Below are 14,217 nucleotides of genomic sequence, written 5' to 3'. Positions count from 1 at the left end.
CCCATGCCCCATGCCCAATTTTTCATTTTTTCGCCTGAATTACCTGTAAACTACCACCTGCATATAAAACGGGTTGACTGACCTGAAATCCGATTTCAGTTAATAACGCATTTAAATCAGTTTTTAATAATTTCCAAGCTGTTTCTGTCTCGAACAACCAAAAAAATAAGGCTAAACCAGGCCAGAAGATGGGGTTAGTAGGTGGGTGGAAATCCACAACAGTAAATACACCTCCTGGCTTGAGAACTCGATAAACTTCTTGAATAATTTCCCGCAATTGTACTGGCTGCATTTCATGTAAAGCCGCACTGGTATGTACTACATCAAATTGTGCATCTAGAAAAGGCATTTTTTCTGCAAAAGCTTCGACATAAGTCGCTTCCGGTACGTTCTGCCTGGCTCTTTGTAAAGATAATGGTGAGGCATCTAGTCCTGTTACATTTTGTGAATATTTCACTAAAAATTGCGTCGCTTGACCACTACCACAACACAAATCTAAAACATGAGTATCTGAGTGAATTGTTAAGCCTTGTAGAGCCAATTGCCGAAAACGCGCTTCACCACCGACGCTGATGGCGGCTACACGAGATATTCCGTCATATAGCCATTGATATCGATAACTTAAATCTCTTAAAATTGTTGCCATTGCACATTGCTCACTATTAAGCTTTATATTTAATAAAGATATATTGTTAACATTAGTAAAAAATCTGAAAAAGTCGGGGGAAAATAACTGCTATGGGTCGTGTAGGCGTATTATTACTCAATCTCGGTGGGCCCGATAAATTAGAGGATGTTGGGCCGTTCTTGTATAACCTCTTTTCTGATCCTGAAATCATACGCTTACCATTCCGTTGGTTACAAAACCCCCTGGCTTGGTTTATTGCGTCACGACGCACGAAAACATCGCAAGAGAACTATAAGCAAATCGGTGGTGGCTCTCCATTAAGACGGATTACAGAGGCGCAAGGAGAAGCTTTACAAGAACAGCTAACTTATTTGGGACAAGATGCCAAAATTTATGTAGGAATGCGTTATTGGCATCCTTATACAGAAGAAGCGATCGCACTTCTCACCCAAGATAATATCGATAACTTAGTCATCTTGCCTCTCTATCCCCAATTCTCCATCAGTACCAGTGGTTCCAGCTTCCGCCTACTTGAGAAACTTTGGCAAGATGATCCCAAACTACAACGAATTGAATACACCGTCATTCCTTCCTGGTACAAACAGCCAGGTTACTTACAAGCAATGGCGGAATTAATTGCCCAAGAACTTGACCAGTTTCCCAACCCAGATCAAGTGCATATCTTCTTTAGCGCACACGGCGTTCCTAAAAGCTATGTAGAAGAAGCAGGCGACCCCTATCAACAAGAGATTGAGGAATGTACTGCTTTGATTATGCAGACTCTCAATCGTGCCAACGCGCACACTTTAGCCTATCAAAGTCGTGTAGGCCCAGTAGAATGGCTGCAACCCTACACAGAAGATGCACTCAAAGAACTAGGCGCGCAAGGTGTGAATGACTTAGTTGTCGTCCCCATCAGTTTTGTCTCAGAACATATTGAGACCTTACAGGAAATTGATATTGAGTATCGGGAAATCGCCGAAGAAGCAGGAATTCACAACTTCCGTCGCGTACCTGCACCCAATACCCATCCAATTTTTATCAAAGCCTTAGCTGATTTAGTAATTGAAGCACTGCAAAAACCCAGCCTTAAACTTTCCCAAGTCACCCAAATGAAGAAGAAAGTGAAGATGTATCCGCCAGAAAGTTGGGAATGGGGTATTACCACCAGTGCAGAGGTCTGGAACGGTCGTATTGCGATGTTAGGCTTTATTGCGTTGATTATTGAGCTAGTGACAGGCCGTGGGCTGTTGCATCTAGTAGGACTATTGCAATAAGTGAAAAGTTATAAGAAAAAAGCTTTTTAATGTCTCACTTCCCTCCTCTGGAGGGATTTTTAATTTTTATACGTAGTATTTTTAAATTTCCATACTTCCCATTACGGACAGATGTAATGAGAGAAAAATTGCAGGAATATTGCCAATAAAGCTTGAATTTCCTGTTTATGGACGGTGAGTAATGAAAAAACTGATTTGGTTTTCTACCCTAAGTTTAGCGATCGCCACAGTTAGTTTACCAGCGATCGCCCAGACCCAACCAGTCACACCAGAACAACCAGTCACACCTGGACAACCAATTACACCAGAACAACCAGTCACGCCCGGACAACCAATTACACCAGAACAACCAGTCACGCCCGGACAAGAATATCAATCCAGACCAACAATGTCTGATGACCGTACCGCACCCCGAATTAGTAGGACAAGTGGTTTTGCTAATACTCATCAAATCAGCGTGTATACAGGGGAACAACCTTTATCCTATGTAATAGTTCGTCCTTCAGAATTGGTGAGTGTCAACAATAACGACATTGAAGTCACAGATCAATCTGGTCAAAGACTCGATGCGAATATTTCCCCCGAAGGCGATAGATTGCGGCTTACCTTCGCTCAACCAGTACCCCCTGGTAGCACCATACAAATCGCTTTCAGGAATTTGACATTCAATACCCTCAATCGGAATTTTTATCTATATGAACTTGCTGGCGGCTATACGGGTTATCAGCGCACTATCCCCTACGGTTTTGCCCAAGTTCAGGTGTACTAGCGGCTTGTGTGATACCAGTCATACCACTGTTTAGCACTATGCACAGCGAACAAGAGGAGGATTAAAGCGATTAATCCTCCTTGCCACGGAGCATCAAAAGCAAACAGCACTAGAGCTATACACAAAGTATCTTGTAAAAAGACTGCCCACAATGGCAACCCCCGTAAGCGATAAAACCAACCCACCTGTACCAACTGTAAGACGAGAGCAAATAAACCACCAATCACAGCTAGTAACCACTGTGGTGTTGCGGTGGCTGAAGCTACGGTTACACCCATAATCCCACCGACAATGGGAGATAAGCATAAATGAATTATTTGTAATATTCTTTGCCCCCAGAGTTTTTTAGAGGCAAATATTTCCGCAAAGGAACAACCTATAACAAAAGTTAATAAAACTCTAGGGGAAATATGAGAAAAAATAGGCACTTGCGACCAAAAATCACTACCCTGTAAAAGAAAAATAATAAATAAAGGTATGCCTATTCTCATTCCTGCTGCCGCAGAAGCAGAAAGAGTGGCTAGGATTTCAATCATTAGGGTACTCAAATGACAAATAAAGAGGTTTTTATTTGTTATTTAGATTACCCACTACTGAGAAAAAGTACAGCAACTATTTTAAATTCTTTAATTAGAGTGCTGAGTGGGGAGTGCTGAGTGGTGAGTGATGTTAGCGGTAGCGGGGCGTTGAGCAGTGTGCTGAGTAAGGAAATCTATTCCACCTTGTCTACCTTGTCCACCTTCCAGCCTTTCAATTTTGGATTCGATTCAATCTAAAATCTAAAATCCAAAATCTAAAATTCCCAGTCCCCAGTCCCCAACCCCCAATCCCCAATCCCTACCTAAATCCCCAATCGTTGATAAACCTCGTCTAAATGACGCAGGTGTTGTTGGGGGTCAAAACAGACGGCAATTTCATCTGCTGATAACCTTTGGGTGACGCGGGAGTCATTGACAATCAAGTCGTGGAAGTTGCCTTCTGGCTTATTCCAAGCAGTATGAGCGTTTTGTTGGACGATCGCATATGCTTCTTCGCGGCTCAAACCCTTTTCTACCAAGGCTAGTAGGACTTTTTGACTAAATACCACTCCACCATAGCAGTTAAGATTGCGCGCCATGTTTTCTGGATACACCAACAGGTTTTTCACCAATTCGGTGATTTCCTTTAGCATGAAATGGGTCAAAATGCAAGCATCTGGCAGAACAACCCGTTCTACAGAACTGTGGGAAATATCCCGTTCATGCCACAAAGCAACGTTTTCTAAGACTGCGCCCGCGTGACTTCTAATTAATCGCGCCATCCCCGTCAATCGTTCGGAACGGATGGGGTTACGCTTGTGGGGCATAGCACTAGAGCCTTTCTGCCCTTTGGAGAAATATTCTTCGACTTCCAGAACGTCTGTTTTTTGGAGATTGCGAATTTCCACAGCAAAGCGTTCAATGGAGGCGGCGACTAGGGCTAATTGCTGCACATAGTCGGCGTGGATATCGCGGGAAATCACCTGTGTAGAGGCGGTATCTGGCTTGAGTCCTAATTTTTGACAAGCGATCGCTTCTACTCTTGGTTCTATATTGGCATAAGTTCCCACCGCGCCGGAAATCTTACCTACAGCAATGGTTTCGCGGAGGATTTGCAGTCTTTGTTGATGACGCAAAACTTCCGCCAGCCATCCAGCTAGTTTAAAGCCAAAGGTAATCGGTTCAGCATGAATACCATGCGATCGGCCAGCCATGACGGTATAACGATGTTCCCGTGCTTTTTCACGAATCACCTGGATTAAATCTTCCAGGCGTTGGGCTAGCACATCCAGACTAGCCACCATTTGCAATGCTAAAGCCGTATCCAGGACATCAGAACTAGTTAACCCCAAGTGGATATAACGCCCTGCATCGCCTACATATTCATTGACATTCGTCAAAAAAGCGATCACATCATGGCGGACTTCCGCCTCTATCTCTAACACCCGTTGCGGGTCAAAATTTGCCTTAGCCTTAATTTCCTCAACAGCCGCAGCCGGAATGTAACCCAATTCAGCTTGGGCTTCACAAACTGCAATTTCTACTTGAAGCCAGGTTTTAAACTTATAAGCTTCAGTCCACAAGTTGCCCATTTCGGGCAAAGTATAACGCTCAATCAACGTTCGCGGCAGAATACAACTGTCATATTTTACCCTCTATTTAGCCTTTCTCAATGGCTTTTTGTGGTTTGACACTCTGAGTTTTTAATTCAAATCTAATAATACTGATGCTACCGTCGGCCTCCATATACGCCAACTTGACCTCATCTAATAATTCCACGCCTTGCTGACGTAATTTACTCATCAACTCGTCTTCTGTAATCAGTTCTTGTTGGAGGTGGCGTGTGATTGTTTTACCGTTTTTCACTAACAAGATGGGCGGAGGATTCAGAAATCTCTGTACTGCGGGTAATTTGTAGCCTAGCCAGTTTAAGAAGTAGCTCCAGAAAATCACCGTTCCTACTAAAATTGCTCCTTCGGTAATGGAAGTATAGTTACTAGCCATAGCGTTTTGGGCAGCTTCAGCAAATAACACTACTACGAGCAAATCAGTAATTCCCAGCGTTCCTAATTGTCGGCTAGGTAGTAAACGTAACACTGAAAATAGGGCTAGATAAACTAAAGAGCCTCTGACTAGTAATTCCAGAACGCTAATACTAGGAACAAAAACTGCACGCCAATCGATATAAAGATATTTATCCATCTCTAAGAATTTCTCTGGTTTTGATTTGTAGATTTACCTTTATCCAAGGGGATGGCGTTATGTGTCGGTACAATGCGTTTACCATACTTCCTGGCATAAACCTGGGTAAACTCAGCCCCAAAAAACAGAATTTGGGCAGTATAGTAAACCCAAGCCAGAATTACTACTACTGAACCTGCTGCACCGTAAGCTGATCCAAAACTGCTATTACCTAAATAATGTCCTAATAAGAATCTCCCGATGGAAAATAATAGGGATGTAATCATCGCCCCGATTAAAACATCCGCCCAAGTAATTTTGACATCGGGTAAAACTTTGAAAATTAGCCCGAATAGTAAAGTGGTGACAATAAAGGAAATAACAAAGTTCAACAGTTGCCATAGGAAATCTATACCTGGCAATAACCCACTAAAATAACTGACAACTGCTGACAATACGGTGCTAACAACGAGAGAGACTAACAACAAAAAGCCAATCGATACCACCATTGCAAAAGATAAAAAACGCTGGCGCACAATATTTTTGACACCGCGTCCTGGTTTTGCTTGTACTTCCCAAATCGTGTTGAGGGAATCTTGTAATTCGGTAAAAACTCCGGTCGCACCTAATAACAAAAGGCCGACACTAATTATAGAAGCGATAGTACCTGCTTGCGGTCGATTAGCATTTTGAATGGCGGTTTCAATAAATTCTGCTCCCTCTCTACCGACTAAACCTTGAATTTGGTTAACAATTTCACCCCTAGCAGCATCTTCACCCAATACTGCACCAGCGATCGCAATCACAATAATCAGCAATGGTGCAATGGAAAAAACTGTGTAGTAAGCTAAAGCCGCAGCTAACCGTGAGGCTTTATCTTCACTCCACTCTTGAAATGCTTCTTGAAAAAGTTGCCATATCGCCTGCAAATTCATGGAATTAATCTCCCTGATCAGAAGATGTCACTACTGGGTTTGATATATTTGATACTGTTTAAGTCAGTAGAGACATCTTCCTCAAGGTATTGATTCAGCTTCCTGGAGATAGAATTTTCTTGATTTACTCTCCAGTGGAAAAACTGCTTATGCTAAAGCTGCGGCTGGTGTTGGCCAGCGTCCTACGGCTTTACCGATGACGGCTAACTCTTGCATCAACTGGTCAAAGGCTTCTGGTGTCAATGATTGCGGCCCGTCGGATAGGGCTTTTTTGGGGTTGGGGTGGACTTCAATCATCAGAGAGTCACAACCAGCTGCGATCGCCGCCATCGCCATCGAAGGCACAAACTCAGCCCAACCTGTACCATGACTAGGATCAATCATAATTGGGAGGTGGGTTAATTTCCGTAATACCGGCACTACAGATAAATCTAAGGTGTTGCGAGTATATTGGCGGTCGAAGGTACGAATACCCCGTTCGCATAAAATTACATTAGGATTACCTGCTGCCAAAATATATTCAGCTGCCATCAACCAATCTTCAATGGTAGCCGCCATTCCTCTTTTTAATAGCACTGGTTTGGGTTGCGCCCCGACTTTTTTGAGTAGGGAGAAATTCTGCATATTTCTTGCGCCGACTTGAATCACATCAGCCACTTCGGCAATAATTTCTAGTTCCGCCGCATCCATCACTTCTGTAATAATGCCTAAACCACTAACTTCCCGCGCCTTGGCGAGTAATTCTAAAGCACTCTCGCCGTGTCCTTGGAAGGCGTAAGGTGAGGTACGAGGTTTATATGCGCCACCACGTAAAAACCTAGCTCCGGCTGCTTTGACGCTTTGTGCAGTGGCGACGATCATTTCCTCGTTTTCCACAGAACAGGGGCCAGCCACCACTACCAAAGGATGGTGTTCCCCAAACACCACTGCACCATCGGGGGTATTCACTACCACTTCTGAGGCTTCACCGTGGCGATATTGCCGACTAGCACGTTTATAAGGCAGTTCTACTCTTAATACTTGCTCAATCCAAGGACTGACTTCTTGAATTTGTAGTGGGTCTAAGTCGGCAGTTTCACCCACTAAACCAATTACAACCTTGTGTTTCCCAACAATCTTTTCTGGTGTTAAACCCCAACTACTCAGTTCTTCATTAATCCGGTTAATCTCCGCTTCGGGAGAACCAACTTTCATGACTACAATCATTAGAAATTCCCCTTTGAATGGCGTAAAAGCTCAAACTAATAGGCGATTATCTTGGTTCTTATTTAATTAGTGTAGTCAGCAAAAATGAAGAATTGAATTCATACCTGAAAAAATTAAGCACTCAAGGCTTTTATGGCTGCTAGTCGGGTTTAAAGTTTCATCATAAATTTTTAATTTAGAAATGTTGAAGTCATCATCCATAAACTTCAACATTGACTCTAAAAATTTACCCAAAACCGCAGTTATATAAATGCCTGAGTGCTTTTTTATGCTTTTTTCTGCCGAGTTTCGCGCCAAACGTCTGCCATGCGTCCCCAATTGGTTCTAAATTCACTAAAACCTAGTAGACCGCCCACTCTATCTTCGTCCCATGAGGCAGAAAGAACGCCGTAGGTAATTCCCAACACACCTAGACCAAAAAGTCCCATATTCACTAGTAATACAGCGATGGGAGCTAATTTGATATCGGAGTAGGTAGCTAACAAATAACTGACTACTAAGGCGGAAATACCCAACGCTGTGGGAATGCCGCAAAATGCTGCTACTCGCCTGATCATGCGCTGACTCACCACCTGGGGAATCGCCATTTCTTCTTTTGTGAAGGGTGGCTGTTGTTTCTCCTGTTTTTCAGGTTCTTGAGACTTGATTGGTGGGGTATTTTTCGCTTTTGCAGGTTTTTGGCGTTTGGTTTTTGGTTCAAATGGTAGACGAGTGCTTTCTGATTCTTCAGCAGGCATAAATGCTAATCCCTATCCACGAATACCTAAGCGACCAATCAAAGCTTGATATTTTTCCCGGCTATCTTCTTGGACGTATGCTAACAAACGCTTACGTTGACCAATCAGTTTTAACAATCCGCGACGGGAAGAGTGGTCTTTTTTATTTGCTTGTAAATGTTCGCTGAGGCGGTTAATGCGCGCAGTTAGCATCGCAATTTGTACATCAGCAGAACCGGTGTCTGTTTCGTGGACTTGGTAGCTAGAGATAATTTCTTGTTTGCGCTGTTGCGTCAGAGCCATGATAAGTTGAATTCGATTTTTTCTAAATGTATGCAGCAGTCTCCCATCATATCACAGCCATTAAGTTGTGTGTGGCATAATCTAGGCTGCTACTGAGAAATCAGTATTTTTGCCCCATATTTTGGTAAGTCAGTAACTAAACTATGATCTTCAACGCTTACTTTGGCATTAGTGACACAATCTCGCCAAGACTTACCATCAGGGAAATGAGAAATTTGATAATTAGTTAAGGGCTGGGGTGAAAAATTGGCTACAACTACAATGCGATCGCCTTGGTTGTGCCAGCGAGTGTAGGCTAGAACTTTATCTGTCGGGTTTTCGTGAAAAAATTCTATATTGTCACTTTGCAGGGCTGGTGTTTGTTTTCGCAGAGTAATTAATTGTTGATAATACGCCCATAAATCATGATTGCGATCGCTGGCTAATAAAGACCAGGTGATTTTTTGCGGTTGAGTTACACTTTTGCTTTTGCGGTGGTATTCTCCAAACTCTTCTCCCATCCATAACATTGGTATGCCTACGGCTGTCATGAGGATGGCGGCGGCTAACTTGGCTAGATCAAAGGCGGTTGTATCAAAAATATCCCGCTCTCCTAATTCTCGCAGCAGACGTTGGCGATCGTGGGTTGCTAAATAATTAATGACATTTGTGGCTGTGGCGTAACCCTGCTGTTGGGGTTCTAAAATTTGCTTTAGTTCCTCTAAGTCAAATTTTTCCCCAGTAATGTGAGGAATCATAAAGTAGCGAAAACTTTCATGCCAACAAGCGTCTAATGGCCCATCTGGTTTAACTACTGTGTTGGTGTCGGGGATGTGTTCTGCAATATTGTAAAAAGGCTTAGAACCAGCAGCCTGCCTAGCTTGTTGCGCTAGCCAGTCTAAAAACTCAAAGTTAGCTAGTTGGCGGACTGCATCATAACGAATGCCATCAATGTGATACTCTTGCACCCAAAACCGCACGACATCACCGATATATTGCCATGCAGGTTTAATATCTAATTTTTCATCATAATTGTTGTAATTAAACTCTGGCCCCCAGTAATTATCAGGGTCTTCAGGATAATGCTGATGTTCGTAGTACCAGTAATTCCGATCAATTAACATTAACGGACACTCTTCATCTGTATGGTTATAAATTCCATCCATGAAAACGCGAATGCCTCTGCTATGGCACGCATCAATTAATTGCTTTAATTCTGATGTTGAACCATAACTAGATTCTGTAGCAAAGAAGTGGCGCACTTTATAACCCCAGCTATAATCACCGGGATACTCATTTACTGGCATTAATTCAATGGCGTTAATGCCTAAATCACAAAGATAATCTAATTTTGCAATTACACCTAAATATTGACCATGTTTGTTGTCTACGCCATTAAAGTCGGCAACGTGCATTTCATAAATGACTAATTCCCGATTTTTAGGTAATGGTAGATGATCATTTTGCCAGATGTAATCATCCACAATCCGTTGCCCATTTTGAATCCTGACTATACCATTTTGACGTTGTTCATCAACATCAGTGGCATAGGGGTCGATAATATCTATCCATTCATTTTGCGTAAAGTTAGGGCTACGAGTTTGCACACGAAATTTATAATGATAAATACCGTCAGCTAATTCTATTGCAGCCCGAAAATAACCATCCTCACTTTTTTTCATCGGGATTTTTGGGTCATGAAAAAAATCCCCCATCAAAATTGCTTTTTGATTATAGGGGGCAAATAACTTAAACTCAATTAGGTTGGACATATATGTAATTTTTGCTCAAAAAGAAAGATATCCTCTTCTCTGATTAATTTAGAAAAAGAGGATATTTATTGGAAGGATTTTGTAATACAGAGAAGGATTGGCAAAGATAGAAATAGAAATGATGATGAGTAGACAAATATGACTATTAGAAGTTATCCCAAATTGGGATAAGTATTATTGTTTCGAGATTCTGGAACAGTCTAAGAATCTGGACTTTTAATCCAAAATCCAAAATCCGTCTTGAAAAGTTTCCTACGGGGGGAAACCCGCCTACAGAACTTTTCGCAAAATCCAAAATTGGTATTAGGCATTACCTGCGCCAACGGGTACGGCATTATCTGCGGTTACACCATTATTGAGGATGGGTTTGCGGGTTGTTAAGTCAAATTTAAACCCGTGGGGTAAGATGTGCAGTTTTGCACCACAAACTGCTAGTGCTTCATCGCGTAAAATTTCATCTAAATTGTTGTATGTGGCTTCTGAGTCATCCACAACTGTAACTGAGCCTTGACCGATGATTTCAATCTGGTTATCAGTTACGACCATAGCTGTATTTTCATCAATGCCAAATCCCAACACAGCAGGTTCTCGAACTAAGGCTGTGATTAAGCGTCCTAAGCGTCCGCGTTCGGAAAAATGTTGGTCAATGACTACCCCAGGAAGGAAGCCTAAGCCTGGCCCCATATCGACAATTTCCGGGCGAGGATTGGTTTCTGAGTCACCTTCGACAATCATTTTATCTGGCATGACTGCCGCGCCTGCACTCGTACCACCAATTACGATACCTTCGCCATAGCGTTGGTGAATTGCTCTATCCAATTCGGTGTCTTTGAGAATACTAGTAATGCGCGCTTGATCTCCCCCTGTAAAAAATATACCTGTAGCTTTGGCGATCGCTTCTAATGCCGTGGATGAAGCTGCGTCCTCACGGGTTTCTGTATCTACTATCCGCACTTTTTCCGCGCCTAATCGCTCAAAAACCCTGATGTAATTTTCTCCCACATCTCTGGGGAGTTCTGTCGCTGCGGTCATAATGACAATATTGGCTCTTGTACTACCAGCACGGCGCACAAACTCCCGCAAAATTTGGGAGTCTCCATCTTTGTCTTCTGCTCCCCCAATAATTACCAACTGGCGTTTATTTTCATTAGTAGTCATAAAGATTTTCCTAACATTAGTTAATTTATTACTAATTTCAATAAAGCATGACATTTATCAATATCAAATCATCCTATTGGTAGATAAAAATTATACATATAAATCACAATAATCAACCAAAATCTACCTTATAGTACAGGTGAGTAATAATAAAATCCTCGATGATATTTCTAGTCAATCTCAACTTTGAAAAATTAACAACAGATAGCTCAATGTAGCTATCTGTTGAGAAGATTGGTGATTAAATGTTTTTTCAAAAAATAAATTTCTCAGAGAATGTTTAACTTAAAACTAGCTAATGGATCTGATTTCTGTAAATCAAATTCATGAGGAAAAAGCGTGCCTGTTCTAATGGCAAATGTCGGGGCTTACCTTGATAGACAATTTGATATTCGTTAACATCTGCCCCGTCTCCATGACCAGAAATAAGCTTGAGTTGAAAAGCTTCTTGGGCAAGTTGTCTAACTTCATCTCTTAAAGTAGCTTGTGTACTATTCATACCTTTGGCTATTTCCTAAACCCATTTCCTATTTATATCTATTATGCGTAAGTCTTACACCTATCAAGGGTAATATTTTGTATGGGTATTTGAGAAAATAGGTAAATTTTATGATTATTTAGGCTAACTAAAACTAAGTATGTCTGGGGATAGTTAAAAATGCTGATAAATGAAGTTATGTATAAACAGTGGTATAAAAACACAGATTAAGTTGTGCCGCAATAATTGCGAAAGTCACTTTAAAATTAGTCAGACATATTAAATGAAATTAACAACTGAATTTAAAGGAAGTTAGCCAAAGGTCAAACATCTATGATTCAGGAAAAAAGCACCGATATAGCCCGTGTTAATGCTAGGAAAACAGATGTATTTGATATTTTCAATTTTCGCTATTATGTAGGGTCTAACCCTTATTTAGATGTCGGGGCAATAGTGTTTAATTTAGCGGTGGTAGCAGATAAACAGCCCCTACCAATAGAAGATTATATTGCGGTTGTGAGCGATCGCTATCCCCAATTAGGCAAACAAACCTACGAATCCTACGCCCATCTGTTTGCAGCTACAGTCTTAGAAGTAGGCAAACTAGATATGGATTTGTACCCGAATCGTTGGAGTGTGAAACCCAATTCCAGAGGATTCCACATAGCTGTACAATCACTGCACGAACGCACCACAACATCAGTCATTTACCTAGTTTGGGATTGGTTAGAAGCCATTACCCAAGGGGAAGAGTTCTTCCTAGATGAACAAATCTTTAACCTCCAAGACAGATTTCGCCAATCTGCTTACGGTGGCCCTACAGTTTACGCCCTACTGCGAACCGCCCACGAAAAAGGTATTCCCTCATTCTATTTACGGGAAGAAGGCCTGATGCAGTATGGCTGGGGTAAAAAACAAATCCGGGGTGTAGGTACAACTTTTAACTGTGACAGTCATTTAGATTCGGAATTTACTACCCATAAGGATGATTGCAAAGCCTTTCTACACAATTTAGGCTTTCCCGTTCCCCAAGGAGATATTGTTTTTTCCTTCAGAGAAGCTAAACAAATAGCAAAAGAAATTGGCTACCCAGTAGCGGTGAAACCTGTTGTGGGTCATAAAGGTATTGGTGTTACCCCAGATGTGAAAGATGTAGATGAACTAGAAGCAGCTTATGACCGGGCTTTAGAAGCGATTCCTGAAGGGGAAACCATCAGAATCATTGTGGAGAAAAGCATCTCTGGTAAGGATTTTCGGTTGTTGTGTGTGAATGGTAAATTTGTCGCTGCGACTGAACGCCGTCCTGCTTTTGTAGTCGGTGATGGTTACTCAACAATTGCAGAATTAATCCGTCAAGAAAACCGTAAACCAGCACGTTTAGATACTCCCACTTCACCAATGAGTAAAATTCGCATCGATGAGGAAATGGAGTTTTATTTAGACTTGCAAGGGTTGTCATTAAACAGCATTCTGGACAAAGAAGAAACTATCTACCTGCGGAGAGTTGCTAATCTTTCGGCTGGAGGTTTAAGTATTAATGCCACCAACACCATTCATGATGACAACATTATTTTGACGCAAGACATCGCTCAATACTTTCAACTCACCTGTTTAGGTATTGATGTGATTGCCGAAAACCTGTCAGATTCTTGGAAAGATGGTAAATTTTCCATTTTAGAAATCAACGCCGCACCAGGAATTTTCATGCACTATAATCCGGCTGAGGGTGAGAGTGTTGATGTTCCTGCACATATTCTGGCAACATTTTTTAACTCAGGTTTAGATGCCAGAATCCCAACTATTACCTTTAATAAAATTCAGATAGAGGAACTACAAGCGACAATTGATCACATTTTGTCACAACACCCAGACTGGACAATCGGATCTGTATGTCGAGGGGGCGTATTTATTCAGCGATCGCCAAAGGTATTACACCCAGAATATAATCACAATGTCCAAACTTTACTCCGCCATCCCAAACTAGATTTACTCATTGCTGAGTATCCAGAAGAAATTCTAGAAGCGGAAGGAATGTTTTACTACGGTAGTAATTTAGTGGTGCTAGATAACCCTAGCGAAACCGAAATGATGTTGATGCGAGATATATTAGATGCCTCTACCGTAGTTATTAAGAAACAAAACGATATTTCCATTCGACGCAAAGGCTTAATTGAGGATTATTCTTTAGGAGAGAATGAATCTTTTGCTCAAGTTTATCTAAAAGAAATCAGCCCAATTTTGTAATTGTGCCACACTAAAGCAGTATCAGAATAAGTAAAAAGGTAAAAGATGTATCT

Annotated in this window: 14 protein-coding genes; 3 read left to right on the top strand and 11 right to left on the bottom strand. The window is 41.6% G+C overall.

Features of this window, described 5'->3' with window-relative positions:
• Positions 1 to 22 precede the first annotated feature (22 nt).
• Positions 23 to 646 carry a class I SAM-dependent methyltransferase gene (locus tag CLI64_RS09900; RefSeq protein ID WP_103137067.1) on the bottom strand — a complete coding sequence of 208 codons (624 nt, stop codon included), beginning with the start codon at positions 644 to 646 and terminating at the stop codon, positions 23 to 25.
• A 92-nt stretch (positions 647 to 738) separates the two neighbouring features.
• Here CLI64_RS09900 and hemH point away from each other — a divergent pair, with 92 nt between their 5' ends.
• The gene (gene hemH / locus CLI64_RS09895) at positions 739 to 1,905 is read left to right on the top strand and encodes a ferrochelatase (protein WP_103137066.1); all 1,167 of its coding nucleotides are present in this window, start codon (positions 739 to 741) and stop codon (positions 1,903 to 1,905) included.
• A 181-nt stretch (positions 1,906 to 2,086) separates the two neighbouring features.
• Positions 2,087 to 2,674 (top strand): DUF2808 domain-containing protein, encoded by a 588-nt coding sequence (locus CLI64_RS31910; RefSeq protein WP_103137065.1) that lies wholly within the window; start codon positions 2,087 to 2,089, stop codon positions 2,672 to 2,674.
• Here the strand turns inward: CLI64_RS31910 and CLI64_RS09885 are convergent.
• The 10 genes from CLI64_RS09885 to CLI64_RS09840 all read right to left on the bottom strand — a co-directional run bounded on the left by CLI64_RS09885 (position 2,671) and on the right by CLI64_RS09840 (position 11,941).
• Positions 2,671 to 3,210 (bottom strand): DUF4126 domain-containing protein, encoded by a 540-nt coding sequence (locus CLI64_RS09885; RefSeq protein WP_103137064.1) that lies wholly within the window; start codon positions 3,208 to 3,210, stop codon positions 2,671 to 2,673. The two genes, CLI64_RS31910 and CLI64_RS09885, sit on opposite strands and share 4 nt — an antisense overlap.
• A gap of 305 nt (positions 3,211 to 3,515) precedes the next feature.
• Positions 3,516 to 4,811, bottom strand: coding sequence for an adenylosuccinate lyase (gene purB, locus CLI64_RS09880; RefSeq protein WP_103137063.1), 1,296 nt, complete (start codon positions 4,809 to 4,811; stop codon positions 3,516 to 3,518).
• A 40-nt stretch (positions 4,812 to 4,851) separates the two neighbouring features.
• On the bottom strand, positions 4,852 to 5,394 hold the full coding sequence (locus CLI64_RS09875) for a DUF421 domain-containing protein (protein WP_103137062.1): 543 nt from the start codon (positions 5,392 to 5,394) through the stop codon (positions 4,852 to 4,854).
• 2 nt (positions 5,395 to 5,396) lie between these two features.
• Complete coding sequence (locus tag CLI64_RS09870; protein ID WP_103137061.1) at positions 5,397 to 6,308, bottom strand: YihY/virulence factor BrkB family protein; 912 nt, start codon at positions 6,306 to 6,308, stop codon at positions 5,397 to 5,399.
• 147 nt (positions 6,309 to 6,455) lie between these two features.
• Positions 6,456 to 7,514, bottom strand: coding sequence for a 3-deoxy-7-phosphoheptulonate synthase (aroF, locus tag CLI64_RS09865; RefSeq protein ID WP_103137060.1), 1,059 nt, complete (start codon positions 7,512 to 7,514; stop codon positions 6,456 to 6,458).
• 266 nt (positions 7,515 to 7,780) lie between these two features.
• Positions 7,781 to 8,251, bottom strand: coding sequence for a PAM68 family protein (locus CLI64_RS09860; RefSeq protein WP_103137059.1), 471 nt, complete (start codon positions 8,249 to 8,251; stop codon positions 7,781 to 7,783).
• A 12-nt stretch (positions 8,252 to 8,263) separates the two neighbouring features.
• Positions 8,264 to 8,533, bottom strand: coding sequence for a 30S ribosomal protein S15 (gene rpsO, locus CLI64_RS09855; RefSeq protein ID WP_103137058.1), 270 nt, complete (start codon positions 8,531 to 8,533; stop codon positions 8,264 to 8,266).
• 89 nt (positions 8,534 to 8,622) lie between these two features.
• Complete coding sequence (locus CLI64_RS09850; protein WP_103137057.1) at positions 8,623 to 10,284, bottom strand: alpha-amylase family glycosyl hydrolase; 1,662 nt, start codon at positions 10,282 to 10,284, stop codon at positions 8,623 to 8,625.
• A 303-nt stretch (positions 10,285 to 10,587) separates the two neighbouring features.
• Positions 10,588 to 11,442 carry a cyanophycinase gene (locus CLI64_RS09845; RefSeq protein WP_103137056.1) on the bottom strand — a complete coding sequence of 285 codons (855 nt, stop codon included), beginning with the start codon at positions 11,440 to 11,442 and terminating at the stop codon, positions 10,588 to 10,590.
• Between the two features lie 295 nt (positions 11,443 to 11,737).
• The gene (locus CLI64_RS09840; RefSeq protein ID WP_103137055.1) at positions 11,738 to 11,941 is read right to left on the bottom strand and encodes a hypothetical protein; all 204 of its coding nucleotides are present in this window, start codon (positions 11,939 to 11,941) and stop codon (positions 11,738 to 11,740) included.
• 312 nt (positions 11,942 to 12,253) lie between these two features.
• On the opposite strand from CLI64_RS09840, the gene CLI64_RS09835 reads away from it, so the two are divergent.
• Positions 12,254 to 14,164: a cyanophycin synthetase gene (locus tag CLI64_RS09835; protein ID WP_103137054.1), complete on the top strand. Its 1,911-nt coding sequence runs from the start codon at positions 12,254 to 12,256 to the stop codon at positions 14,162 to 14,164.
• The last annotated feature ends 53 nt before the right edge of the window (positions 14,165 to 14,217 follow it).

This window comes from Nostoc sp. CENA543 (genome assembly GCF_002896875.1).
Classification (GTDB): Bacteria; Cyanobacteriota; Cyanobacteriia; order Cyanobacteriales; family Nostocaceae; genus Trichormus.
The sequence above is the reverse complement of the archived record's forward strand: the minus strand, read 5'-3'. Positions and strand labels throughout refer to the sequence as shown.

Bases quoted from the DNA above. Each gene is read 5' to 3' on its own strand.
- CLI64_RS09900 (WP_103137067.1), bottom strand. From the start codon at position 646: ATGGCAACAATTTTAAGAGATTTAAGTTATCGATATCAATGGCTATAT.
- hemH (WP_103137066.1), top strand. From the start codon at position 739: ATGGGTCGTGTAGGCGTATTATTACTCAATCTCGGTGGGCCCGATAAA.
- CLI64_RS31910 (WP_103137065.1), top strand. From the start codon at position 2,087: ATGAAAAAACTGATTTGGTTTTCTACCCTAAGTTTAGCGATCGCCACA.
- CLI64_RS09885 (WP_103137064.1), bottom strand. From the start codon at position 3,210: ATGATTGAAATCCTAGCCACTCTTTCTGCTTCTGCGGCAGCAGGAATG.
- CLI64_RS09875 (WP_103137062.1), bottom strand. From the start codon at position 5,394: ATGGATAAATATCTTTATATCGATTGGCGTGCAGTTTTTGTTCCTAGT.
- CLI64_RS09870 (WP_103137061.1), bottom strand. From the start codon at position 6,308: ATGAATTTGCAGGCGATATGGCAACTTTTTCAAGAAGCATTTCAAGAG.
- aroF (WP_103137060.1), bottom strand. From the start codon at position 7,514: ATGATTGTAGTCATGAAAGTTGGTTCTCCCGAAGCGGAGATTAACCGG.
- CLI64_RS09860 (WP_103137059.1), bottom strand. From the start codon at position 8,251: ATGCCTGCTGAAGAATCAGAAAGCACTCGTCTACCATTTGAACCAAAA.
- rpsO (WP_103137058.1), bottom strand. From the start codon at position 8,533: ATGGCTCTGACGCAACAGCGCAAACAAGAAATTATCTCTAGCTACCAA.
- CLI64_RS09850 (WP_103137057.1), bottom strand. From the start codon at position 10,284: ATGTCCAACCTAATTGAGTTTAAGTTATTTGCCCCCTATAATCAAAAA.
- CLI64_RS09845 (WP_103137056.1), bottom strand. From the start codon at position 11,442: ATGACTACTAATGAAAATAAACGCCAGTTGGTAATTATTGGGGGAGCA.
- CLI64_RS09840 (WP_103137055.1), bottom strand. From the start codon at position 11,941: ATGAATAGTACACAAGCTACTTTAAGAGATGAAGTTAGACAACTTGCC.
- CLI64_RS09835 (WP_103137054.1), top strand. From the start codon at position 12,254: ATGATTCAGGAAAAAAGCACCGATATAGCCCGTGTTAATGCTAGGAAA.